29 protein-coding genes and 1 pseudogene are annotated in these 21,033 nt (G+C 57.6%); 12 read left to right on the top strand and 18 right to left on the bottom strand.

The features are described 5' to 3' along the window. Nucleotides 1-29 precede the first annotated feature (29 nt). The 6 genes from CKW29_RS06995 to CKW29_RS06970 form a co-directional block, all read right to left on the bottom strand. Nucleotides 30-2,111: a ClpP-like prohead protease/major capsid protein fusion protein gene (locus CKW29_RS06995; protein ID WP_095148158.1), complete on the bottom strand. Its 2,082-nt coding sequence runs from the start codon at nucleotides 2,109-2,111 to the stop codon at nucleotides 30-32. Then, on the bottom strand, nucleotides 2,041-3,594 hold the full coding sequence (locus CKW29_RS06990) for a phage portal protein (protein ID WP_095143465.1): 1,554 nt from the start codon (nucleotides 3,592-3,594) through the stop codon (nucleotides 2,041-2,043). Before CKW29_RS06990 ends, CKW29_RS06995 begins: the two co-directional genes overlap by 71 nt. Further along, nucleotides 3,591-3,803 carry a primosomal replication protein PriB/PriC domain protein gene (locus CKW29_RS06985; protein ID WP_095143464.1) on the bottom strand — a complete coding sequence of 71 codons (213 nt, stop codon included), beginning with the start codon at nucleotides 3,801-3,803 and terminating at the stop codon, nucleotides 3,591-3,593. The genes CKW29_RS06990 and CKW29_RS06985 overlap by 4 nt, the downstream gene beginning before the upstream one ends. Beyond that, nucleotides 3,794-5,839, bottom strand: coding sequence for a phage terminase large subunit family protein (locus CKW29_RS06980; RefSeq protein ID WP_095148157.1), 2,046 nt, complete (start codon nucleotides 5,837-5,839; stop codon nucleotides 3,794-3,796). The genes CKW29_RS06985 and CKW29_RS06980 overlap by 10 nt, the downstream gene beginning before the upstream one ends. Beyond that, on the bottom strand, nucleotides 5,802-6,356 hold the full coding sequence (locus CKW29_RS06975; protein WP_256577005.1) for a terminase small subunit: 555 nt from the start codon (nucleotides 6,354-6,356) through the stop codon (nucleotides 5,802-5,804). The genes CKW29_RS06980 and CKW29_RS06975 overlap by 38 nt, the downstream gene beginning before the upstream one ends. A 160-nt stretch (nucleotides 6,357-6,516) precedes the next feature. Beyond that, nucleotides 6,517-7,257 (bottom strand): hypothetical protein, encoded by a 741-nt coding sequence (locus CKW29_RS06970; protein ID WP_095148156.1) that lies wholly within the window; start codon nucleotides 7,255-7,257, stop codon nucleotides 6,517-6,519. Between the two features lie 64 nt (nucleotides 7,258-7,321). Here CKW29_RS06970 and CKW29_RS06965 point away from each other — a divergent pair, with 64 nt between their 5' ends. Beyond that, nucleotides 7,322-7,774, top strand: coding sequence for a hypothetical protein (locus tag CKW29_RS06965; RefSeq protein ID WP_143496845.1), 453 nt, complete (start codon nucleotides 7,322-7,324; stop codon nucleotides 7,772-7,774). 8 nt (nucleotides 7,775-7,782) lie between these two features. Here CKW29_RS06965 and CKW29_RS06960 read toward each other — a convergent pair whose 3' ends face one another. Next, on the bottom strand, nucleotides 7,783-8,109 hold the full coding sequence (locus tag CKW29_RS06960; protein ID WP_095148200.1) for a phage holin family protein: 327 nt from the start codon (nucleotides 8,107-8,109) through the stop codon (nucleotides 7,783-7,785). A 311-nt stretch (nucleotides 8,110-8,420) separates the two neighbouring features. Here CKW29_RS06960 and CKW29_RS06955 point away from each other — a divergent pair, with 311 nt between their 5' ends. Continuing rightward, on the top strand, nucleotides 8,421-9,440 hold the full coding sequence (locus CKW29_RS06955; RefSeq protein WP_095148154.1) for an SH3 domain-containing protein: 1,020 nt from the start codon (nucleotides 8,421-8,423) through the stop codon (nucleotides 9,438-9,440). A 20-nt stretch (nucleotides 9,441-9,460) separates the two neighbouring features. Here the strand turns inward: CKW29_RS06955 and CKW29_RS06950 are convergent, their stop codons facing one another. The 10 genes and pseudogenes from CKW29_RS06950 to CKW29_RS06910 all read right to left on the bottom strand — a co-directional run bounded on the left by CKW29_RS06950 (nucleotide 9,461) and on the right by CKW29_RS06910 (nucleotide 14,880). Beyond that, nucleotides 9,461-9,850, bottom strand: coding sequence for an antiterminator Q family protein (locus CKW29_RS06950; protein WP_177452401.1), 390 nt, complete (start codon nucleotides 9,848-9,850; stop codon nucleotides 9,461-9,463). Between the two features lie 4 nt (nucleotides 9,851-9,854). Further along, nucleotides 9,855-10,174 (bottom strand): annotated as a pseudogene (locus tag CKW29_RS25985) (hypothetical protein). 39 nt (nucleotides 10,175-10,213) lie between these two features. Next, complete coding sequence (locus tag CKW29_RS06940; RefSeq protein WP_095148152.1) at nucleotides 10,214-11,491, bottom strand: site-specific integrase; 1,278 nt, start codon at nucleotides 11,489-11,491, stop codon at nucleotides 10,214-10,216. Further along, nucleotides 11,488-11,694 (bottom strand): hypothetical protein, encoded by a 207-nt coding sequence (locus tag CKW29_RS06935; protein ID WP_095148199.1) that lies wholly within the window; start codon nucleotides 11,692-11,694, stop codon nucleotides 11,488-11,490. Before CKW29_RS06935 ends, CKW29_RS06940 begins: the two co-directional genes overlap by 4 nt. A 28-nt stretch (nucleotides 11,695-11,722) precedes the next feature. Beyond that, nucleotides 11,723-12,223, bottom strand: a complete 501-nt coding sequence (locus tag CKW29_RS06930; RefSeq protein ID WP_095148151.1) for a hypothetical protein — start codon at nucleotides 12,221-12,223, stop codon at nucleotides 11,723-11,725. Further along, complete coding sequence (locus tag CKW29_RS06925; RefSeq protein ID WP_095148150.1) at nucleotides 12,223-13,017, bottom strand: replication protein P; 795 nt, start codon at nucleotides 13,015-13,017, stop codon at nucleotides 12,223-12,225. The genes CKW29_RS06930 and CKW29_RS06925 overlap by 1 nt, the downstream gene beginning before the upstream one ends. Next, complete coding sequence (locus CKW29_RS06920) at nucleotides 13,014-13,763, bottom strand: DnaT-like ssDNA-binding domain-containing protein (protein ID WP_095148198.1); 750 nt, start codon at nucleotides 13,761-13,763, stop codon at nucleotides 13,014-13,016. The genes CKW29_RS06925 and CKW29_RS06920 overlap by 4 nt, the downstream gene beginning before the upstream one ends. After that, complete coding sequence (locus tag CKW29_RS25770) at nucleotides 13,763-14,026, bottom strand: Rha family transcriptional regulator (protein WP_256584838.1); 264 nt, start codon at nucleotides 14,024-14,026, stop codon at nucleotides 13,763-13,765. The genes CKW29_RS06920 and CKW29_RS25770 overlap by 1 nt, the downstream gene beginning before the upstream one ends. Nucleotides 14,027-14,150: 124 nt before the next feature. Continuing rightward, on the bottom strand, nucleotides 14,151-14,621 hold the full coding sequence (locus CKW29_RS06915) for a YmfL family putative regulatory protein (RefSeq protein WP_095148149.1): 471 nt from the start codon (nucleotides 14,619-14,621) through the stop codon (nucleotides 14,151-14,153). Between the two features lie 43 nt (nucleotides 14,622-14,664). Continuing rightward, entirely contained in the window at nucleotides 14,665-14,880 is a 216-nt protein-coding gene (locus tag CKW29_RS06910) for a Cro/CI family transcriptional regulator (protein ID WP_095148148.1), read from the bottom strand. A gap of 78 nt (nucleotides 14,881-14,958) precedes the next feature. Between CKW29_RS06910 and CKW29_RS06905 the strand changes: the two genes are divergently transcribed. The 8 genes from CKW29_RS06905 (at nucleotide 14,959) to CKW29_RS06870 (ending at nucleotide 19,569) form a co-directional block, all read left to right on the top strand. Continuing rightward, entirely contained in the window at nucleotides 14,959-15,741 is a 783-nt protein-coding gene (locus CKW29_RS06905) for a LexA family transcriptional regulator (RefSeq protein WP_095148147.1), read from the top strand. A 152-nt stretch (nucleotides 15,742-15,893) separates the two neighbouring features. After that, nucleotides 15,894-16,142, top strand: a complete 249-nt coding sequence (locus tag CKW29_RS06900; RefSeq protein ID WP_095148146.1) for a DUF1654 domain-containing protein — start codon at nucleotides 15,894-15,896, stop codon at nucleotides 16,140-16,142. A 389-nt stretch (nucleotides 16,143-16,531) separates the two neighbouring features. Then, nucleotides 16,532-16,969, top strand: coding sequence for a tellurite resistance TerB family protein (locus CKW29_RS06895; RefSeq protein ID WP_095148145.1), 438 nt, complete (start codon nucleotides 16,532-16,534; stop codon nucleotides 16,967-16,969). Continuing rightward, the gene (locus CKW29_RS06890) at nucleotides 16,966-17,169 is read left to right on the top strand and encodes a hypothetical protein (protein WP_095148144.1); all 204 of its coding nucleotides are present in this window, start codon (nucleotides 16,966-16,968) and stop codon (nucleotides 17,167-17,169) included. Before CKW29_RS06895 ends, CKW29_RS06890 begins: the two co-directional genes overlap by 4 nt. Nucleotides 17,170-17,234: 65 nt before the next feature. Beyond that, complete coding sequence (gene csrA, locus CKW29_RS06885; RefSeq protein WP_095148143.1) at nucleotides 17,235-17,414, top strand: carbon storage regulator CsrA; 180 nt, start codon at nucleotides 17,235-17,237, stop codon at nucleotides 17,412-17,414. Nucleotides 17,415-17,925: 511 nt separating this feature from the next. Next, nucleotides 17,926-18,288 (top strand): hypothetical protein, encoded by a 363-nt coding sequence (locus CKW29_RS06880; protein WP_095148142.1) that lies wholly within the window; start codon nucleotides 17,926-17,928, stop codon nucleotides 18,286-18,288. 91 nt (nucleotides 18,289-18,379) lie between these two features. After that, nucleotides 18,380-18,727, top strand: a complete 348-nt coding sequence (locus tag CKW29_RS06875; RefSeq protein ID WP_095148141.1) for a hypothetical protein — start codon at nucleotides 18,380-18,382, stop codon at nucleotides 18,725-18,727. 26 nt (nucleotides 18,728-18,753) lie between these two features. Next, nucleotides 18,754-19,569 (top strand): YfdQ family protein, encoded by an 816-nt coding sequence (locus CKW29_RS06870; protein WP_095148140.1) that lies wholly within the window; start codon nucleotides 18,754-18,756, stop codon nucleotides 19,567-19,569. A gap of 38 nt (nucleotides 19,570-19,607) precedes the next feature. Here the strand turns inward: CKW29_RS06870 and CKW29_RS06865 are convergent, their stop codons facing one another. Next, nucleotides 19,608-19,811, bottom strand: a complete 204-nt coding sequence (locus tag CKW29_RS06865; protein WP_095148139.1) for a hypothetical protein — start codon at nucleotides 19,809-19,811, stop codon at nucleotides 19,608-19,610. 85 nt (nucleotides 19,812-19,896) lie between these two features. Between CKW29_RS06865 and CKW29_RS06860 the strand changes: the two genes are divergently transcribed. After that, complete coding sequence (locus CKW29_RS06860) at nucleotides 19,897-20,676, top strand: DUF2786 domain-containing protein (protein WP_095148138.1); 780 nt, start codon at nucleotides 19,897-19,899, stop codon at nucleotides 20,674-20,676. Between the two features lie 83 nt (nucleotides 20,677-20,759). Further along, nucleotides 20,760-21,020, top strand: coding sequence for a hypothetical protein (locus CKW29_RS06855; RefSeq protein ID WP_095148137.1), 261 nt, complete (start codon nucleotides 20,760-20,762; stop codon nucleotides 21,018-21,020). The last annotated feature ends 13 nt before the right edge of the window (nucleotides 21,021-21,033 follow it).

The following is a 21,033-nucleotide window of genomic DNA, read 5'->3' as shown; positions in this document are numbered from 1 at the left end:
GGCGGGGTATTGAGAAGACGTTAAACGGATTAGCGAGCGGTCGACTTGGTCTGCGTGACCACACCCACCGACTTGTTCAGGCCGCGATAATCCAGCGCCGCCACCCCGGCATCGATCCGCACCTTGCTCGCCACGCCGTCGATGGTGAAACCCTGCTGCTGTTCCAGGTACGGCTGCTCAACGCCGTCCAGGTAAGCCACCTCGATGGTGTCCGCACCTTGGCGAGCAGCCTGATACCAAGTGGTCGACGAATCATCGTCGAGGCGTGGCTCGGCGATCACCGTGGCAAAGTTGCGGATCGGGTTGTCGATGCCAGCGTTGGTGTCGACGCCAGGCACCGAGGCCGAGCGAATCAGTTGATTGGTCTTGTCTTCCAGCGCCACCGGCACCAGGACAAACGCCGGACGAATGTTCAGGGTCCGGGCCTTGCCGCCCTCAACCTGGGTTTTCTGCAAGGCCATGGCCGTCTTGGCCTTGCTCAGCGCTTCAATCGACATGTTCGAGCCGGCGCCGGTGAACAGGTTGTTGCGCTCGGCGTCGAACAGCTCTTTGCCATCGCTCATCAGCGGCGAATGGATCAGCGTGTCGTACACCAGATCGCCGATGGTGCCGCGCGCAGCCAGGCCCATGTTGTAGGGCACCGTGCTCAGTTGGTCGAGGTCATCGTTGATGATGGCCTGTCGGGTGATGCTGAACATTTCACCGTAGGTGGCCAGGCGGATTTTTTCGCCGCGGTCGCTGGTGGTGATGTACTTGTATTCCGCACCGGGGCGAACTTCACGCAGGCTCGGGAACGCCCCCATGCCGACCCGGGAGGCCACCTTGAAGTCACTCAGGCGGCCCTTTTTGGTCCACAGGTGATAAGTCTCTGGAGCCTCATCCCACCCGAGCAACACCGACTTGGCGGCGCTGTCCACCAGGATGTTGCCGAAGTCGCTGGAGTCGTGGGTGAACGCCAGGCCGACCATGGCCATGGGATCAAGGGTGGCCACCAAGATGCCGCGGTCATGCAGCGAAGCACGGGCCAGTTCGCGCAGGCTCATGTGGTTATAGGCGTTGTCCTTCTGGTTTTCCGCCTGGCCCAGACGCCCCGCCAGGGACGCACGCACCGAATCGCCGACCAGATTGCCGTTGGTCACATGCCCGTGCACACCCGGTCCGCCGGTTGGGGTAGTTGTCGAGCCCAACGCGACCAGCAGTTTCTCCCTGGCCATCTCGGCGGTGCAGCCGAGGTCATTCAGGCAAGTGTTCAGCAGCTCAGTGTGGGTAGTGCCCAGCGAGCCGCAGAACGCGGCGGTGATCGCCATGCGGCGCGGGCCGTCCGCCGCCAGTACCTGAGCGCGCATCTGATCCAGGGTCAAAGCAGCCGGTGCCGGATCGGCGGCCGGTGGCGCGGGAGTAGGTGCTGGGGTCGGAGCGAGTACGGAACCGCGAGGGTCGAACAGATTTTTTGCCGATGTAGGCATGTTGGTGAACTCCTGCATTCGTTTCGAGTTGATGTGCGCGAAAGCCTTCACAGGCTCCAGAATCTTGTCGGCGAACCCTGCGGCGACCGCTTCGGTCCCGTTCATCCAGGTCTCGGCCTCAAGAATCGCGTGGATCTCTTCGGCGGTTTTCCCGGTCTTGGCCACGTAGGCACTGACCAGGGAGCCTTCGACCTTGTCGAGCAAATCGGCATAGCGGCGCATTTCATGGGCGTCGCCGCCCTGAATGCCCCAGGGTTTGTGCACCATGATCACGGCGTTTTCCGGGATGCTGATGCTGTTGCAGGCCATCAACACCACACTGCCCATGGACGCGGCCAAGCCATCCACAAAGCCGTCCACCCGCGCCGGGTGATGTTTGAGGATGTTGTAAATGGCGATGCCTTCGAAGACATCGCCGCCCGGCGAATGCACATGCAGGTTGATCTGCGACACATCACCCAGGGCTTTCAGATCCAGAGCAAACTGCCGGGCGGTGATACCCCAGGCGCCAATTTCGCCATGCAGGTGCATGTCCACCACTCCGCATGCGGCCGCACACATGGAATACCAGCGTTCATTGGTTTCGCTCGTCGTCGGGATCGACGCCCGTGGCGTCATCAGCGGCAGGCTTTTTAGGCTGTTCATCGGTTTGCGTTTTTCCATAGATCTCGTGATAGAAGTCCGAACTGAAGACCAGTCCCTTGTCCCGGTTGGTTTGAATTTCCGAAGCCCGGGAGCGCTTGAGCTCCTGCGGATTGCGCTGACGCGCCCGCGCCACTTCCGACTCATCGGCAAAGCCCGCTTCAACCAGAATCTGCCAGGCATTGGCCTCATGGACGGGATTGATCCATGGCATCACCGGCCCTTGATAAATCGCGCCGAACACCGTGTCCGGATCGACGTCGGCCGGCACCTTGACCACCCCGCTGGCAATCGCCATGTGCAGCCATTCGCGATAAACCGGGCGACTCCAGTAGTCGATAAATTCATGCTGCAGCAGGTCGTAACCCAACTGCCCCTCGACCAGCTCCTGACGCTGGGCGGAATAGGTGCCGTCATAACTGCGGGCCACGCTGGAGAAGGTGCCCCGGGTACCGGCCGCCACCGCCTTGAGCTGACCGTTGCGAAAGCCCTCAAGAAAGGGGTTAGGTCGATTGCTTTCGATCATGCCAACGTCTTCGCCGGGCAGCAGACCGTCGAACACCATGCCCGGGCCAATGGGAATACTGCGTGCAGCGGCAGTCTGACCATTCACAGCTGAAGGCGCGGTGTAGTCGTCCGGGGTGCCTTTCTTGATGTACATGGCCAGCGCCGCACTGATGCGCGCCGCGACCCGTTCGCTTTCTTCATAGTCCTTGATGTCCGCCAGGCGGATCAGCACCGCATGCAGCAACGGCTGGCCACGGTTCTGGCCAATGCGCTTACGGTGCGCGATGTGGATCATCTGTTCGGCCGGCACGCGTTTGGTGGCCAAGGTCAGGCCATAACCCGGGACATGCCCGGGGTGGTGCTTGACCAGGTGATAGGCCCTGACCCGCCGCCACTGATTGCGCTCGATTCCCTGAACAATGCCCTTGGCGTCGTCGTTGTATTCCCATGGCAGGTAATCCGGCTCCAGCAGCTCCAGCGCGAAAGGCACCGCCGTCAAATGGTCATAGCTGGGCACTCGCCCCTTGAGTTTTTGCGCCAAGGCTTCGCCATCGCGCAGCCAGGTCCGGCAGACCTGCCGCTCCATCTGCGGCCGCGACAGCTCGCCGGAGGTTTCCGGGCGCAACGACCACTCGGCCCAGCGGGCCTTGATCTGCGCCGCAAAGTCCAGGTGCACTTCCCCGGCGTAGCTCAACGGAAACGGCTCGACCGCAATACCCATACCGCCCACCACCCGCTCTTCCAGGCGGTCGAACAGGCCGGTGACAATGTCATGGTCTTCGTCCAGCTTGCGGCACTGCTCGCGCAGGGAGCGCGCCGAACGCTGCAGCGAGCGATCCGCGCTGGCGGATTGTTTTTTCGCCTTGTGCGTACGCGTCACCTGCGCCGCCTCGAATGCCATGATCGTGTTACGGGCACGCAGTCGCTCGGCCACCATGCCCGGAAACACCGGAGCCAGCACTCGGTCCAGCAGGTTCACCGGAATGTCGCCATGGCGTACGACGGCTGCCCCGCCGCCGCGGTCTGTTGCGCCCGCACCCGGCGCTCCCATTCCAGCCGGCCGGCGCGGATTTCTTCCAGGTCATCCATGATCAGCTTGCGACCATTGAAGAGGATTTCCTTACCCAGCAGGATCGCCTGCTCGGCCTCCAGATAGCGGTCCACCATGTCCTGAGCGGTTATAGCCATGCGTCTTGTCCTGAATCAAACCAGCCGCCAGACTCGGCAGGCGGTGCGGGTTGTTGGGCTTGCGGTACCGAAGTTGCCACCGGTGCAGCGGGTTCGGCGTCCTCTGGTTCCGGAACGAGCCATTGATTGGAACCAGGCAGTTGTTTGGCCAGCAGGTCCAGATCCAGACCGAAGCGTTGCTGACTGATGCGCAAGGCCGCCAAGGCGTACACCGCGCAATCAAGTGCTTCGTTGCGGCGCTTGCTGGCATCCCAGCGCATGACCCGGCGCCCTTTGACGATCACCCACTTTTTGCTCTCGCTGGTCAGTTGCTTGAGCTCGTCGTCATCGCAGATCAGGTCGTCTGCCGGGAAATGGATACAGCCGGGCGCCGGCCGATCACCGTCCGGCTGTAGCTTCAACCGGCTGTAGATCAGTTCTTTGGCGTTGTCGGTACCGACTTCGGTCAGGTAGACCTTGCTGCGTTTGTCTTTCTTGCGCGGAAAGTTGGCAATCGGCTTGCCGTAGGTGCTGGCCCCGAAAATCGGGATCACCCAATGCACGCCATACTTGCGGCTTTCGGCCCGCACTTCGTCGGCGTAGTGGCCGCCGCTGTCCCAGCACCAGCGCTCGACGCGCATCAACGTGCCGTCCGCCCGGGTGAACTGCCGATTGATCTCCTGACCGACCTTTTTCAGCAACACCGTGCTGGCCGGGTCGCCAGTGAGAATGAAACGGTGCACCAACCACGCTTCTTCGCCCGCACCATAGGCATACACCCGACCTTCATAGCGGTCGCCCTGGGTATCGATCCCGCCCAGCAAGGCGACCGCGCGACGTGGCACCTGAGCAAAGACTTCGCGGCGGTCGCGCAGCAGTTCCCAGTTCAGTTTCTCGCTCTGGTCCTCTTCCCAGGCTTCGCCCAACGTGGTGTTGGTAAAGGTCTTGAGCTTGCCCCGGTCCTTGCCGACCTTGAGCCAGTCACTGACGATGTCCGCCCAAGTGGTGAAAGTCGAGTAAATCGTCCAGATGTGAAAGGTGATTGAGCGCGGCGTGGCAATCGGCTGATCGTCCGAGGAAAACCACTCCATCGAATCCCGGGTCCAAATCCCGCTACGCTCGCAGAGATAACGCCCCTGCTTCGACGCCTCAATCATCTCGTGATATTCGAAGGTGCAACCGTGGCCGGACTCGCACAGGTACCAGGCTTTTTCGACCTGACCATACCCATCCTTCAGCCACTTCACCCCGTACGCCGCGTCCAGGCCGCCCCATTTCAGGTGTTGCTCGGTATCGCAGCACGGGCAGCGGATGTTGAAACGTAAGAAATGCGGTGATTCGTTGGCCGCGCGGGTAATCTGGCAGCCATCACCGCCGCCGTCTTCTTCCGAGGATTGAGTATCGGCGGTGCCCGGTGTCGAACCGCGGATCGACTTCTTGAAGGTCGCCCCTTCGAGACGTTTATCCCCGAGCAAGGTCGGCGCACCCTCGCCCTCGATGTCGGCGTCGAACTTCGACAGCTCGTCATAGATCACTTCGTCCGGGCTTTTCTCGCGGTAGTTTTTCGCCGCTTTGCCACCCAGGCACCAGAGCATCTTCTGGTTGTCGAAGCACTTCGCATCGAGGGTGTTATCGCTGTGTTTCTTGTCGAACCACGGGGCCAGGGCGCGCACCACCGGCACGTCCCGAATCATCGTATCGATGTGCCGTTTCATCAGCTCATCAGACGAACCATCGTCCGGGCACCAGCTCAGCAGGTTGCGTTTTTTGTGCTGGATCTTGTAGCCCATGTTGGCCACCAGCATTTTCGTATAACCCACCCGTGCCGACTTCAGCACGTTGACTTCACGGATCAGGTCGTTGCCCATTGCATTGAGCAACGCCACCTGAAACGGAGCGGTCTCCCAGCGGCCCTCTTGGTAAGAGGACTCCGACGACAGATAGAAGTGTTTGTCGGCCCACTCAACGGCCGTCAACGGTGGCTCTTTGAACAGCGCCGTCAAACCGCGCGTGACCGCGTTAGTCAGCCCCCTCATCCAAGGCGGCAACGTATTCATTCAAGATCTCCGGCAAAGCATCGGCCAGGCCGGAGGCTTCGTTACGCGTAACCGCAATCTCCCGCTGAACCGCCTCAAGGTGGCGCGCTTCCATGTCGGGATGTTTTCGTTTCAATTTGACGTGGATGGTATCCAGCGTGGAGCCCAACATGGCGGCCAATCGACCCAGGGCAAACACGGCAAAATCAGCCGGAACCAATTCCGCGTCCTTGACCCTGTTTCGGCGCTCCTGGGCGTTGGCCTGGGCGGTCGTTAACCGCAACCGCTCCTGCAGCAATTTCTGCTCGGCGTGCGGATCGAGGTTTTCGCCGTCCGCGCCCATTGGTTGGTGTTTCTGCTCTTGGTGAGCCAAGCGATTGGCGACCACCGAACGCACGTCATAGAACGACTCGCGCCCTACCTTGGCCACCGGCTCGACGCCCCATTTATCAAAGGCTTGCGTGGAAATGCCGAGGCTTTCGGCCATGCGGGATTTGTTCAGCCAGAACGGCTGCCGGGTGATCGAAGAGTTCGCCATGACTAAACAACAACCAACCTGGGAAAATGGGTCATACGTACACAAGACGCGGGGCCCGAATTACCCCCAAGCCCCACCCCCTCGGGAGGACCCGTTAAATTCACGCCAAAACCAGCACGTCAAGCAATAAAGGTACAGAAACAGCCTTTTTCGCCCGCTATCACGGTTTGGCAGTGGCCATCGCATCGGCAAACGCACCGCGGAACTCGGCGCCGTAGTTGGCCTTGACGATGTTGTTCGCGATCTTGAAGAACGGGAAAATCGTGCGGTACATCGGCGCGCTCCGGCTGAAGACAAACATCGGCCTGACGGCATCACCGAACGCCGTCTCTTTGCGCTCCCAAACCCCGGCCGTTCCACCGACAATGCCGGAGAAATAGCTCTTGGCATTACCCTTTCGCTGACTGCGCTTGCTGTTCGAGGCATTGGCCTGGTAGCCACGCGAGGTTTCGGCAGCGCCAAGGCCCGACAAGATCCTGGTCATCGTCCCTCGGGAAACGTTGCCATGCTTGTCGAGCACGTTGGGGTTGGGGATTGCGAACTGGCTGGACTTCATAAAGCCGCGAGCGATCAGGGCCTTTTCAAAGCGCTTATGTGGTCGTGGCCCGCCCCTGACAGTCTGCTGAAGGTAGGTATCAGCGGGAATGCCCGAGGTCCAAGAGTCCTTGAAATAGACTTCGGCCGGTTTGCTTTTGGTGGCCATTTTGACGAACAGGCTGTTCATCGTGGTTCGTGTTGGCCGGTCCAGGCGTTGCGCCATGACGGCCAGTTCACCCTTCTTGACTCGCATGGCCAAACGGGTCGCGGTCAGGGCAAGCACATGCGGAATGTGCTTTTTCTCCAGCTCCATCAGCGCCTGTGACACGGGCAGCATGTCGGGCGTGATCTTGATTTTGACCATTTAGCGAACGACTACGTCAGTGTTGTAGCTGTCTGGCGGCCCATTGAGCGGATCATAGCAGGCCATGATTACACCATCGTCGTTGAAGTACAGATTGATCAGCCGTTCTGGGTTTTCTGGGCTACCATCGCCCCGCATTGCGCTGACCCATATCAGCGATATCCGTTTAGCTTGTGGAGGAATGTGGCGTTCTATGGACATAGAAAATACTCAACGATTGCTTGAAACACTGAAAAAGCTGGAAGAGGCATTTCGTCGTTATAACGTGCCCGGCAAGGACCAATCTGCTTTGCGAGCGATACAACAGCTTTGTATTGGACTAAAGGGCGAGAACGACTACATCACCGAAAAGGCAAGTCGGATTGCAACGCTCGCCGGCATCTACTACAGCGCTAGGTACGAGAGGCATCCCGGCGGAGAAACAGACCTGATGTCAGAAATGAGCTTTCAATTGCCAAATGTAATTCGGAGTCAGATCAGTCATCTCGAACGACGACAGCGAGACGCAGACGTTTAAAGCACTACTTACAGTTCAGCCTGGTCGGAAACACCCGCTTTCTTGGCCAGGAACTGGGTATACAGGCCGCCCGCAACATCTGCGCCGATCACGGCAATGACGATGCCCAAGCCTGCAGCAAGATAAAAATTGCTCCACAGAGCCATCGCGAGCAGCAACGTGGCCATGCCCAACAGGCCAGATGCAAGAAAGCGCAGGGCTACACGCTGGAGGATCTGCCGAAGGCCGAGGTCAGTGCCTGATGCCCTGAGCATTTCCCCGGACAAGCCGGCCATGCTCAACAACACCAACAGCCAAAGGGGCACATCGGCGAGAGCCTGATGCTCAGTGTTCATCGGTAGTCCTCGAATAGGTCCGGCCTCCATGTCACTGTCATCCGCTCGGAGCAAAGAGCCAGGCATGGGGCCGAAAACGAAAAAGCCCCGCTCGATGGCGGGGCTTGTAAATGGGTACAAAAACCCGACTCGTTGGCCGGGTTGTTGAAAGCGTCGCGCTGCGTTCACAGCAATACACGCTGCTATAAAAACAAATGTATTCCGCGCGGAAAAGTCTTTTCTTTGCTGCTCGACGGACAACGCGATTTTAGAAACAGGTTTATGCGAACATCCGAAGGTCCGCGCCTAACTATGATTCGGGGGAGAACTGTATGGCAAGCAAACGTGAAGAGGATGTAGAACAAAAGATGCTAGTTGAAAAAGGAAACTCCACGAAAGGTTTGCTGGAAGAATCGACCATGGATGCGATCCGAGCCTTCAGAAGCTCTCCAACCATAGAGGCTATCCTCGCTTTTCAAAACTCTCCGGCAATGCAAGCAGTTCTCGCGTTCCAGAACACCCCTGCAATGAATGCGATCCGAGCCATCGAAAACCTACCATCCATAGGGCGGATTCAAGCACTTCAGAACTCCTCCGCCATGCGGGTAATCCAGGCACTCCAAAACCTACCTACAATAAAACTGGACGAGCTTCTTAAGGTCAGTCCGATACACGAATACCTACAAAAACTGAATTCCGTTGCTGAGCCGCTAAATAGTTTTCGGACGGCTGCCCGGGCTTTAGAAAGCTCACAACCATCCCCGCTGGCAGAGTTCTTCGCATCTGAACGCTCCGCAGAGATACCTGCTCTCGTTGAGGCATCCGGAGATGCCGCGATTTCAATAGCGGTATCAGGAGATTTCCGGGTAGCGACTGCGGCTGAGCTGGAGCTCGAGCGGCAGATTGTCGGACACCTTGAACAGGGTAAACCAGCATCGGCACTCTCGACCGAACAGAACTCTCGACTAATATTGGTTCTCAGTCTGCTCCTGCTGATCGTGGCGTTCATTGAAAAGGAAAGTGCTGTGCGCCAGGAGCTTTGCTTCTTCCTGCCTAAAATGGCTCCATCCATGACATCGGGGGAGGTAGGCGAAGCAGTTAGAAGCTACATGTGCGAAAAGGACATACCAGAAGAGTTTCTGAAGCGATACCACACCGTCAAAGGAACTGGGGTAAAACTTCGTGCAGGTCCCGGCATGAACGAGGAGGTGCTTTCAGTGAATCTTCCTGATAGAGCTGCACTTGAAATACTGGATAGCAGAAATCGAAATTGGCTCCACGTGGCGGTTGTGGGTGAAGATGGTGTCGATGGGTGGATTTCTCGGAAATACACCCATCAGTTGAGTAAATAAGAACTCTTCCTTCTCACCGCTTATGCTGCATCTCGCATTCCGGATACTGCGCAGTCGATCCAAGCGGCGGCCGCTCTGGCAAGCTCACGGGTCTTACCTTCACTCATCCCGTAGTGCTTGCCGACCCGCACCATTGGCCATTTGGCACCGTAGTACAGCCAGATAATGTTGCCCATTTGCTGATCCCGGTGTGCGAGCTTGGCTACGGCATTGTCGATAGCAATCGCCCAGTCGTCAGTAATGCAGTAGTTCTGGCTGACGGATACTTGCGGCATCGCTTGACGCATTAGTGCAAAGGTTGGTGAGGTGTAGGTGGGGACACCGGCCCCATCCATCCGCCACCACCCCCACTGCTCCAGCAGGTATTCGGTATCGCCCAAAGGTCGGCCTGCCGGCTTACGAATCATCATGGTCTCAATCCCCTGTGTAATTTGATCCGCCGGCACCGCGACGGTTGTTCTGTTGGTAATACTCGGCCGGGCCAGGTATCGACGAGCCCTGCTGAAGCGCTTCAATTTCGCGCTGAGCCTGCTGCAATTTGAAGCTCAACTGGGTCACTAACTCGTCTGAAGAAAGCACCAACCTGCTACCCCGAGTAACCCAACCTGAGCCATTGCAAGCAGTACAAATCAACTCATAAAACAGCCCTTTCCTACCGCTCTGCCCCTGCAGGTCGGGCAAGGCTCTAGCTCGATCCGTCGCCTCTTAAAGCCAAGCCCCTGCCCTTTCTGCATGTTTGAATCCTCTTGTAAGATTAATTTCTGTTTTCGGCTTCAGGCCAACCAGCCCGCGGGGTCCAGGGCAACCGGCTTACTCGCGCGTCTTGCTCCTGTCTTGTCCTGCAATGCATCAAAACCCTGTGCGTCGAGCCAGCCGTGCCACCGCTCCAGGGCATTGCGCTTTACCGCCTCGCCCATTGCCTGAAAGTACGTGCGCTCCAATTCGGTCAGGGCGTGATTGAGGAGCAGCTTGCCCACCAGCGAATCGACACCGAGGTTGGCCCAGATTGATGGCGCCAGTTTGCGCAGGTCGTGGCTGGTCCACTCGCCTGCCCCGAACCGGGCAAAAATATTGAAGGCCTGGCTGCGTGAAATCGGTAGCCCCGCACGTGACGTCGCTGGAAACAGGTAGGCCCCGTCGTAACCATCGGCCAGTTGTCTCTCTCGGTAGCGCTCCAGATAGGCCACCACTTGCGTGGTCAATGGCAACAGGTGGTCGCGCTTGGATTTGGTGTCAACAGCCGGGATGAACCACTCCCCCGCGTCCAGATGAACGTTCTTCCACTTGGCCAGACGGGTTTCGGTGATCCGGGTGGCATGGGTCAGCATCAACACCAGCAGCGTCACGGCCGCCGGATCCTCGGCGAACGCTTCGCCCCATTCGGCCAGCAGATCCACCACGGCGACATGTCGCAAGCGCGCGCCCTTGGGCTTGATTTTGGCCTTGGTGAAGTGACTGAATGACACCCCGAGCAGTGGATTCACGGTGATCTTTTTCAGCGTCAAGGCGGCGCCGAACACTACCTTCAGTACGTCCAACACCGATTTGACGTAGGACAGGCTGTACTCGGCCTGCATGTGCCAGATCAGGTGTCGGTCCAAGGTATCGGCATTGAGTTTGCACAAGGGCAGGTCACTCAGCGCGGGCATGAGCTGGCAGCGGATCGCTGATAACGACGATCCCCGGCGACTTTTGGACAAGCTGTTATCGGTCTTCAGGCGCGCGGCGTACCATTCCAGCACTTGGCCGACCCGCTCCCAGCCATCCACCGTGGCTGCCGCCGTCGGATCCGCCAATAACCGGGCCTGCACCACTGGCAAGCTGTCGAGCATGACCCGCGCCGGCACGTCGGGCCAGTTGGCAGCCTTTTTCCATTTGGCGCCCTTGTCGAAACGCACCAGGTGCCAACTGCCTTTGCTGCGGTCGTGACGGTAACGAAAGCGCAGTGGATGCCGCTGATCCTTCAGCTCGGTAATGGTCGGGTCGCTGGCATGCTGTTTGATGACGGCATCGGACAGTTTCACCGTCAGGGTTTTCAAAGGAGCGGTCATTGCTCATCACCCTTGCTAAGCCGATCGATCACTTCATACGTCGAGGGCCACATCCAAGCGCCGTAGCGTTCGGCCATTGCTCGGTCAGCGAACAGCACCATTGCGTGATCGGGGGTGCTGCCCAGGTCCATCTTGAATGAGCAACAGAACACGGCGAACCGGTAGTTCGCCGGATCCGGAACAGCGAAAAGGCGACCGGATATCTTCGAGCTGATCACCATGCGTTTGCCCTTAGCCCCCCTTCAGCAGAGATTGCAGCAGCTTGAATTTTTCGAGTGATTCAGCATTGGTCTCACGCTCTGCCTCGACGGAAAGCGCCACTTCTTCAATGCGCGCCGCCAGCTTTTTCATGCGCTGCCCGACCTCCTCGGCAAAGCTGATCACCTCGCCAGATAGCATCGCCAATGTATCCAGAGCACTGGCATCGGGTTTCTTGATGGTAACGACGGCCGGCTTGGTTTCTTTCGACATGCTCTGCTCTCTCGGGGATTTGATAGTGATGGCGGTACGCTGGAAGTGACCGTTAACGGGTTCGCGAATGAGACCTGCTTCCTTCAGTTCGCCAAGGCCACGACGTATGGCCGGGAACTGGGCACCCGTGGCTTCGGCAACCATCAGCGAATTGAAAATATCGTGAGCACTCCAACGCTCCTGGATTGGCACAACTTGGAACACCTTGCGGGCGAGCGATGATTGCCCGGCGAGCATGTTTTGTTGCTTGGCTGCATTCATCAGAAGCCACCTGTTGGATTGAGTGGATTAGGGCGCGAGGCTTCTTGCTGCTCGCGTTTACCGGCGCAATTGACAAAGCGAGCCAGCAACTGGGCGCGGGCGACCTTGCCGTCAAGCGCGATCGACTGTTGTGACATCGTCGCCAACAACCGCGCCTCGCCGTACTCTTCCGCCAGCTGTGTCTCGAGCTTCTGCGAGTCGTGACCGATGCCCACTGCGATGTCTTCGAGCGGTTGCCCGCTGACCAGCATGCGGATGGTGATGTCGTAAGCGCGGTCGAAGATCTTGCTGGCTTTCTCCGAAATCAGATCGGTGAGGTTATGCATCTCGCATTGCAGCGCGGCGTGGCGAACGGCCGGATGCGACCAGGTGCGAGAATGGGTGCGGCTTGGGTGGGAGTTCACCAGCGCCTCCCGAAACGCTTTGTCGTGCGATGGGATACCGAGCATTTCCGGGGTCGGCTGGCACAGCTTGATGAACTTGCCCACGCTCGGCGCAAAGTCGCTGCCCAGTGCACGGCAACGCTCAATGCCGAAGCGAATCTGCTCGATCTGGTTGATACCCGCTGCCATGAACGCCTTGATCCAGCTGCGTTTCGCCGCCTTCAATGCGTCATCGGTTGGCCAGGCCTGCTTCCACGCGGGAAAAATCGCCTGTAGCTCCTTGAACAACGAGTTGACGACTTCCACGGCGCCCGGCGGCAGCTGTTTGGGAACATGCAGCACAACTGGCGGCAGGTTGCCCATGGTGCGGAGCAGACTGCTTGCGCTCTTCGGCGCAAGGGCCGCGCTCATAGTGCACCCAGGTCATCAGACCAGCTGGTGTCGTCGAAGTCGGGGCCATTAACCTGCCGAGCTCGGAGCGGAACAACGCGAGCTGCCTTGGCGTTGTCGCGCTTCACCCAGCCAACCAATGCGGCGATCCATTGTTTCTCGGTCTGAGCGAGCCCCTTGGCTTCGTGATGCAAAACAAACCCTGAGATTGCATCTTGAGTGAACACCGCGGCATTGAGACCAGCGCGAGTCGAATAGGCATTGAGCAGTTCGACGTCAGGCGCCCAGTCCAGACTCATTGCAAACAGACCTCGCGGAGTGTGTGTAGATTCTCCATTCCCTTTCCCTTCCCCTTCCACTCCGGGGGTGAGGGCTCCCATATCGCTAGTCGAACGCTCGCCGAGCGGTGGTCGAGGGCTCGACGACTCATCTGCGACGTCTATGACAAACGAAGGGTGCTTAATCGTCGGTTTGTCGATCTTCTGGTGGTGCCATCCGTTCACATGGAGGTACTGCTTCGACGAATAGGAGTAGACCGACAGAAGACCATTCGACTCAAGCTCGGCGAGCAGGTCGGAAATCTGAAGTGCCGTGATGTCGTCCCCTGGGAAAACCAGCGCTTTCAGGCTCTTGGGTGACAGAGGATGGTTCCCAGCGTCATCGCAGAAGTTCCAAATCCCGATGAACAGAAGGCGAGCAAGGGCGCTGCATTCCATGACCTGCTCACTGGTCCAAAATTCAGGCTTGATGGTACGGATACGAGCCATTACACGGACTCCTGCACCAGTTCAGCGAGGTGGGTATCGTGCTGAGACAACAGACCGTTTTGCTGGTGGACATAGGGGGTGTCGTTTGAAGAAACGACCCCCTTCGCAACCAGCGCCCGGACGGTTTTCAGAACGTTGTCATGCGTGCTGCCGGTGAGTTCGGCAATCTCGCGTGACGACATGGTGTGACGTGACACGTTTTGACATTGCTCGGAACGTGTCACGACATCGAGGGTATTGCTCGGGGCTATGTGGCTGTGCATAATCATCGCTCTCTAGTTTTGCGAATCAGCCGACCTTCTCCGTCGGCTTTTTTGTTCCTGCGATTTGCCGGCACTACAAAGGTCCGAACCTCGCTGGTTAAATTCGAAGCCAATCAGTCAGCCTTCACCGATCCGCTTTATGCAGTTCGATGAGTGCATTCACTTCTTCATGTCGGGCGGCGATGTGCTTGGCGTGAAGGGCAAGAATGTCTGCCGCTTCAGAGGTACTGATCTCGCCGTCTTCCAGTGCCAGGGCTAGAAATTGGTCGACTCGACCGCGCTTAACGGCTGTACGTAAAGAACGGTGGTGCATGTCTACGTTGTCCAGATCGCCCACCTCAGGCAGGCGAACAAATACGCCGCCGTACATCGCGCAGATGTAGTCCGGCAAGAATGTGGTTTTGGCTTCAGTCTCAAGCGTGCAGACCTCATCGTCGGTGAGGGGCTTGACCCCTGCCGACTCGTAAATCCGGTTCTTGAAGCGCTTGAGATTCTCCTCGCCAAGAAAGTCAGAGGCGTATGCAAGTCCGCCAGGGAATGCATTGGCAGCGGTAATGACGGCTTTGCGACGGGTGTCTAGCACTGGCGATTTCATCGTCTAGTTTTCTCTCGGCGCCGTTGCGCTCAAAGTTGGCTTATTAGATCGGCATCCGGCGGCGCGACCTTTTCGCGCTTTGAACCGGGAACGGTCTGAGTTCTTCCGCAGTGAAAGAGCCATCCGCATGCTCCGTAACAAAAATGTTCCTCCCTGCCTGCAGCGCTTTATTTATTGAGCTTTGGGTCATGCCTAAAAAATTTCCGGCCTGGGTCTGTCCCTTCTCGGTAGCAAACTGGCTGAGGGTGATTTGACGCACTGTCCGGTCTCCGGTGGTGTATCTGAAGCAATAATATCTCCCATGGAGCTTTTTTAATCAACTCCAAAGGAGATGGAAATGTATCTCCACCGGGAATACTCTTCCGAAATGAAAATCGACAGACGACCATTACTTGAGTGGGAAAAGACGGAGTGCGCCGCATTAAAAGCGGAGCTGGCTTCCTACAATGCACGTGCCCCTAAAGGCGAGAAGCTGACTCAAGAAGAGATCGCACTCTCCGTAGGCATGAGCCAAGGCACGCTTAGCAGTCACCTGAACGGTAACCGTGCACTCAACAAGGAAATGGCAGCTGAGATAGCTAAAATGCTCGGCATACCCGTAGAGAAATTCAGCCCACGGATCGCGAAAGAAATCTCCGATTTGGCGATTGCTGCCAATGCTGTTCCACCAGTCGAATCATTGAAGTCGAACGTTGAGCCTGGCCCGCCAATTACCAGCGCTCCTCGTCGAATCGATATTGTGGGAACGGCGCAACTCGGTCACGAAGGTTACTGGACAAGTCTTGACCAGGCTGCTGGCTGGGTTGAGACCTATTCCAGAGACGAGGACGCCTATGCACTCCGACTTAAGGGTGACTCAATGGCTCCGGCAATTCGTAGTGGCTGGATCGCCGTCTGCGAGCCCAATCATCGCCTAGTGCCAGGTGAGTATGTGATGATCACCACTACCGATGGCCAGAGCATGGTCAAAGAACTTCTCTTCGAGACAGACGAAGAGGTCAGCCTCATGTCGATAAACACGGCATACGGTGAACGCCTGACGATCGCTCGGTCTGATATCGAGAATATTCATTACGTTGGGGCGATCCTTGCCCCTAGTAAAGTCCTGGGCAGGATCTAAATCTGATCCGTTCAATTTGACGAAAGCCCCCTCCCCCCCTAAAGCCCGCGAACAGCGGGCTTTTTTATTAAATGATTGTTTTTAATCATTAATATTTAGCGCAAATCAGGCAAACCGATCACTGTATATCCATACAAGAATGGAGCAGTGCTATGGCAAAACCACCAATCAAACCGAGATTGCCGGACTCATTTGAGCTTCTCGGTCTCCGCATCCAAAAAATCATCAGCGCCCCATCCGCCCAGAAACGAAAGACCGTTGTCATTCGTAAAACCTCGGATGAATGCCCACAAGATTGGAAGCGGCTCCTTGAGGACATAGCCGATACCGAAGACGTAACGTTGAGCCCAGAAGAAGACGGTGCCGTTCGAGTCTCCTGGAGACTACCGGCCAATATCTGATCGCCAAAAAAACCCGCGCAATGCGGGTTTTTTTATGGCCATCGGAATATTTATCTCCTATGGAGTTGACTTAAATAGCTCCAAGGGAGATATTTAAGTCGTCGCCACGAAACAAACCGGCGACGCGGGTCTCCCGCCGCTCTTTAACAGTCAGCCCAACAAACAACAGACCGCATTGCCTCTACCGGCGACCGGCGAGCAGACAGGCCCGAAAGCCTGCCCACGACAGGAACAACCTGGACGGCTGCTCGATGGTGAAACGCCAGAACCGTGTGAATGACCCGGCAAGCAATGCGCCGCGCTCCTCCAGCGGCAATAGGACGGACAGCATCACTGCTGCACCTTGGCTACAGGGTGCAGCGGGATGTACCCCACCCTGAGGAATCACCATGCTTGGTATCGGTAAGAAATTGTTCGGCGCCAAACGCGCAATGAAGAAAGTTGAAAATCGCGACCAGATGCAAGCCATCGTCGGTGTATGCCTGCTAGTCAGCGCTGCCGACGGAGAAATCAGTAAGACCGAAACGGCTCAAGTAGATAAGCAGCTTCGGGCCAACAAAAACCTGGAACACTTCGGCGCCGAGATGACAAATCAGATCGGCGTGTTCACCGAGCAGCTTGAAACGTCATTCCGCATTGGCCGGATGAACATCCTGCGCGAGGTCAAAGACATTGCCAGCAACCCACTCGACGCGGATGAAGTGTTCAACAACGCAATAGCATGCGCGGAAGCGGAAGGCGGTATCAGCGAGGCGGAAATGAAGGTGCTGACCGAGATCGGCAATCTTCTGGGTCTTCGCTTGAAAGATTACGGTATCGGCGCGTGAAGTACGCAACAAAGGTATTGCTGATCCTGCTGGTGCTGATCGAGGGCTGCATGTTGCTGAGCAGTCTGGCCTCACGGGCCACCTGCTCCTACTACGGCTTCCAGACCGATCGAGAGACCCGCTACGCCGCCTTTGTCGGCTGCATGGTCAAGGTCGACGGAATGTGGTTCCCGCGCAATGAAATCCGCGTAATGCAGTGACGTTTCACTGATGCCGCTTCTTGCTAGGCGGCATTGGGAAACCAACTAACGCAAGGAAATGGACAATGCTGATTTTGACTCGTAAAGCAGGCGAAAGCATCAACATCGGTAACGACATCACAATCACTGTGCTGGGTGTGAGCGGCCAACAGGTACGCATCGGAACAAGCGCACCCAAGGATGTCCCAGTGCATCGCGACGAGATCACCCAGCGCATTCAAGCGGGCTTGTCGAAGCCCCAGTAACGAATCAACCAGCGCCAAAACGACAGCCTGTCGCTAACTGCCCGAGCACCTGGTCCTCCCCAGCACCAGGCCCCATCGGGAATCATCTTTACGTGAACAAGGCCTGAGCGGCGCCGGTCAGCGTCAGTAGCGGTAAGGAAAAGCGCCAAGTGTTTGCCGGAGCTTTCGCGAGCCACCCGGTACCAGCAACGCAAGGCCGAAAGATGATTCACCGATGCGGACGAAACCCCGGCTTATACCGGCCACCTGCATTGCAACCAACTACCGAGGAATGCTCGGGAGTTGCCATCAACACGGAGGATTGGCAGCCATGTAACCGACACCCAAGCCCGCCCTATGGCGGCACCAGCGCTCACATAGGGAGGTCTGTGTGACGCACCACGAAAGCCCGGGAACCCTCGGGCTTTTTTTCGCCTGCCTTTATCCGTCAGCACTCTCCCCTGCGCCCATCGGCAACCAGCATGCGGTCCGAGTGCTGACGAATACACGCAACCCAAACTGAGGAATCGCCATGAACCAAACGATCAGACAGAGCCAAGCAATCCTCCATGGGTTGCGTCTCCGGACCTCCCTGGCCACTTCCGAGATGTACCAGCACATAGGCCGCGAAGAACCGGATCAAGCACTGCGATTCACCGTTGTACCGCGCGGCGGCAATACCTTCGAAGTGATTGAGCGCTCCACCGGTACGGCAAAGGGTGAGCTGTTTGGTCATGACAATGCCTGCCGGTTCGCACAACAGCTCGAAGACAACACCGAGCTCTTCGCTGCCAGTCACAAGACCGCGAAAGCATTCGCTCGCACGCTCCTGCGCTGGACCGCCGGATTGGCGCTCATGTTGTTCCTGTTCGCCTACTTCGGCGCAGGCCATTGAGACCGATCAAGAAACTGGTGCGCCAGCGCCGTAGCCAGCCGCAACTCAGTCTTCCCCCCAGCGGCCTATTGGCCACCCCGGAGAAAAAACCATGTCCACCCCTACCGATACCGCAGAGTTCCTCGAAGAACTGAACGGTGGCGCATTCGCCAACCAGATTGGCCACGCCCTTTCCGAAGTAGCCGCCGGGGTTGTTGACCACGGCAAGGCCGGGAAGCTGATCATCACTCTGGACTTCAGCCAAATCGGCGAATCGAGCCAAGTGAAGATCAAGCACAAACTCGACTACAAGGTGCCGACCAAGCGCGGCACACGCAGCGAGAACACCAGCCTGGACACTCCCATGCATGTCGGCTCCGGCGGCAAGATCACTCTCTTCGCCGAGAAGCACGACCAGCTCTTCAGCCGCGAACAAGCCCCTATCACTCCCCGCACGTAACCACTCAGCCACCAAGGAATCGATAAATGTCTCTGAGCAAAGAAGCGATCCAACACATCACCGATACCGCACTTGAGGCAACCGGCAAAAGTCTGGCCACCCACACACCGACCGTTGTACTGCCCGAAGGCTGCCAAGTCGTCACCCTGGAAAAGTGGCAGGCCGGGCGTAGCCGATTCCGTGGCATCTACTCCACCCACTCGCTGGCCGACTTCAGCGCGTATGTTGCCACCCGGGCCATTCCAGACGCTAAGGGCTTTATCGATCAGGACGAAATGACCTGCACGCTGCTGTTCAATCTGGGCACCGATGCAGTGCCAGGTCACGCTGACGACCGCGCGATACTGAAACTCAAACCATCCGCCGGCTACAAGGCGGTCCAGGCAATCGGTGGCCGCGCCATGACCCAAAAGGACTTGAGCGACTGGATTGAAGACTGGCACCAGTACCTGAACGCCACGGATGAGGCAGGTGGCAGCATGAGTATCGCCAAGGCCATCGCCGCGGTTCGCACCATCACCATCAAGGCGGCGACCGAGTCCGATCACACCGTCAGCGAAACCAGCGCCAGCCGCAGTACGCTGGACCAGATCGAGGCCCGCAGCAAAGAAACGCTACCGACCTCCCTGTTGTTCAACGTGATCCCCTTCGAAGGTCTGACCGAACAGTGGATCAACCTACGGGTTTCCGTCATTACCAGCGGCGCCCAGCCGGTGCTGAAACTGCGCTGGGTCGGTGAGGAAGTTCAGCGTGAAGATATCGCGCAGGAGTTCAAAACAGTCCTGCAGAACAAAATCGGTAATGTTGCAGCTTTGTCTTTGGGCGCTTTTGATCCGAAGTAAGCGCGACAGGCCGGGCGACCGGCCTGACTTGCCCTCACCTATTGCGCTGATGACTTAGCAGGCAGGTCAAAGGTGTAGAACCCCTTAAGCCCCTCCAGCAGGTCCTTTGGAATTTTTGGATCAAAATAAATGGCCCAGGTCCCATCGGATCTTTGCTCAGAATCGGCGTAGTACGCACCTACCTGATCAATTGTAAGTCCAGTGCCTTCAGCGATTTCCTTGAGCGTTAGCTTGCTGCTCATCTCCGTCCTCCTTGGTTCGGCGGCATGCCGAATCATCAAGCAATAGCCCACAAACATACTTCGCGCCAGCCGGCGAGGATCCCCTATGTCCGACAATCACATCGACGAAAAGAAACTCGAGCGGGCGATCCGTAAGATCAAGCACTGCTTGGCCCTATCCGAAAGCGCCAACGAGAACGAAGCAGCCACAGCACTTCGACAAGCACAAGCGCTGATGCGTGAATATCGACTGACCGAAATGGACGTAAAGCTCAGTGACGTCGGAGAGGTCGACTCTCAATACTCTCGCAACGAGCGTAGGCCAATGTGGGATCAGCAGTTGAGCAGCGCTGTTGCCGAAGTGTTCAGCTGCACCGCGCTGCGCAACAGGCAATGGTGCAAAACCAAGCAACGAATAGTTGAGCACGCATCATTCGTCGGAATAACCCCGGCTCAGAATATTGCGCTGTATGCCTACGAGGCACTACTGACCAAGCTCACCATGGCGCGCAAGGAGTACGCCGCTGGTGTTCGGTCGGGCAGAAATCGTAGCTCTTATTCAGCCGAAACGGCTGGTGACCACTTCGCCCTTGCTTGGGTCGGTCAAGTCTACGGAAAGCTTCGCGCTTTGATCCCGCAAGGCGAGGAAGACAGCATCACCACGTCAAGTGATGGTCATGATCTAGTGGCTCTGCAATCACAGGACAAGGCGCTGATCGCCGAGTACCTAGCCAACAACGGCGTGGGTAAAGCCCGTAAGGCGCGTGAAACCGAACTCGATTTGAACGCCCAAATTGCGGGCATGCTCGCGGGACGAAATGTAGACCTGCGCGCCGGCATTGCGCGCGGCGGCGATGACGTTCTCGCGCTATGTGCGATTGCCTGACCACCAGTTCACCACCCTCCACTTCCCGGGTATGCCCCGACATACATACCAGCCTGCCGGTGAACGGCGGGCGAGGAATCCCCATGGGCAACGTACTCGACGGTCGGCCGCTACTGGTTCGCCTTCAAAAACGCATTGATAAGTACCAGGGCTGCACGACGAAGCCGCTCGTTACTGATATCGACCTGCACCAGCAATCAGTTTCAGCAATCAAGGTGCTACTGGACGCTCTACAAGACCTGCTTGAAGACCTCGATGACCGAGCCATGGACGTCGAGCCAAATCCAGGGCAGCGCAATTGTATGGAGCGCGCCCGCACAGCAATCGCGAAAGCAACCCAATAACCACCTTCTGCCG

Origin of the sequence: Pseudomonas sp. Irchel s3a18 (assembly GCF_900187535.1) — a bacterium.
Classification (GTDB): Bacteria; Pseudomonadota; Gammaproteobacteria; order Pseudomonadales; family Pseudomonadaceae; genus Aquipseudomonas.
The sequence above is the reverse complement of the archived record's forward strand: the minus strand, read 5'-3'. Positions and strand labels throughout refer to the sequence as shown.

Bases quoted from the DNA above. Each gene is read 5' to 3' on its own strand.
- CKW29_RS06995 (WP_095148158.1), bottom strand. From the start codon at position 2,111: ATGAACAGCCTAAAAAGCCTGCCGCTGATGACGCCACGGGCGTCGATC.
- CKW29_RS06985 (WP_095143464.1), bottom strand. From the start codon at position 3,803: ATGGCTATAACCGCTCAGGACATGGTGGACCGCTATCTGGAGGCCGAG.
- CKW29_RS06980 (WP_095148157.1), bottom strand. From the start codon at position 5,839: ATGAATACGTTGCCGCCTTGGATGAGGGGGCTGACTAACGCGGTCACG.
- CKW29_RS06975 (WP_256577005.1), bottom strand. From the start codon at position 6,356: ATGGCGAACTCTTCGATCACCCGGCAGCCGTTCTGGCTGAACAAATCC.
- CKW29_RS06970 (WP_095148156.1), bottom strand. From the start codon at position 7,257: ATGGTCAAAATCAAGATCACGCCCGACATGCTGCCCGTGTCACAGGCG.
- CKW29_RS06965 (WP_143496845.1), top strand. From the start codon at position 7,322: ATGATTACACCATCGTCGTTGAAGTACAGATTGATCAGCCGTTCTGGG.
- CKW29_RS06960 (WP_095148200.1), bottom strand. From the start codon at position 8,109: ATGAACACTGAGCATCAGGCTCTCGCCGATGTGCCCCTTTGGCTGTTG.
- CKW29_RS06955 (WP_095148154.1), top strand. From the start codon at position 8,421: ATGGCAAGCAAACGTGAAGAGGATGTAGAACAAAAGATGCTAGTTGAA.
- CKW29_RS06950 (WP_177452401.1), bottom strand. From the start codon at position 9,850: ATGATGATTCGTAAGCCGGCAGGCCGACCTTTGGGCGATACCGAATAC.
- CKW29_RS06940 (WP_095148152.1), bottom strand. From the start codon at position 11,491: ATGACCGCTCCTTTGAAAACCCTGACGGTGAAACTGTCCGATGCCGTC.
- CKW29_RS06930 (WP_095148151.1), bottom strand. From the start codon at position 12,223: ATGAATGCAGCCAAGCAACAAAACATGCTCGCCGGGCAATCATCGCTC.
- CKW29_RS06925 (WP_095148150.1), bottom strand. From the start codon at position 13,017: ATGAGCGCGGCCCTTGCGCCGAAGAGCGCAAGCAGTCTGCTCCGCACC.
- CKW29_RS06920 (WP_095148198.1), bottom strand. From the start codon at position 13,763: ATGGCTCGTATCCGTACCATCAAGCCTGAATTTTGGACCAGTGAGCAG.
- CKW29_RS25770 (WP_256584838.1), bottom strand. From the start codon at position 14,026: ATGCACAGCCACATAGCCCCGAGCAATACCCTCGATGTCGTGACACGT.
- CKW29_RS06915 (WP_095148149.1), bottom strand. From the start codon at position 14,621: ATGAAATCGCCAGTGCTAGACACCCGTCGCAAAGCCGTCATTACCGCT.
- CKW29_RS06905 (WP_095148147.1), top strand. From the start codon at position 14,959: ATGTATCTCCACCGGGAATACTCTTCCGAAATGAAAATCGACAGACGA.
- CKW29_RS06900 (WP_095148146.1), top strand. From the start codon at position 15,894: ATGGCAAAACCACCAATCAAACCGAGATTGCCGGACTCATTTGAGCTT.
- CKW29_RS06895 (WP_095148145.1), top strand. From the start codon at position 16,532: ATGCTTGGTATCGGTAAGAAATTGTTCGGCGCCAAACGCGCAATGAAG.
- csrA (WP_095148143.1), top strand. From the start codon at position 17,235: ATGCTGATTTTGACTCGTAAAGCAGGCGAAAGCATCAACATCGGTAAC.
- CKW29_RS06880 (WP_095148142.1), top strand. From the start codon at position 17,926: ATGAACCAAACGATCAGACAGAGCCAAGCAATCCTCCATGGGTTGCGT.
- CKW29_RS06875 (WP_095148141.1), top strand. From the start codon at position 18,380: ATGTCCACCCCTACCGATACCGCAGAGTTCCTCGAAGAACTGAACGGT.
- CKW29_RS06870 (WP_095148140.1), top strand. From the start codon at position 18,754: ATGTCTCTGAGCAAAGAAGCGATCCAACACATCACCGATACCGCACTT.
- CKW29_RS06865 (WP_095148139.1), bottom strand. From the start codon at position 19,811: ATGAGCAGCAAGCTAACGCTCAAGGAAATCGCTGAAGGCACTGGACTT.
- CKW29_RS06860 (WP_095148138.1), top strand. From the start codon at position 19,897: ATGTCCGACAATCACATCGACGAAAAGAAACTCGAGCGGGCGATCCGT.
- CKW29_RS06855 (WP_095148137.1), top strand. From the start codon at position 20,760: ATGGGCAACGTACTCGACGGTCGGCCGCTACTGGTTCGCCTTCAAAAA.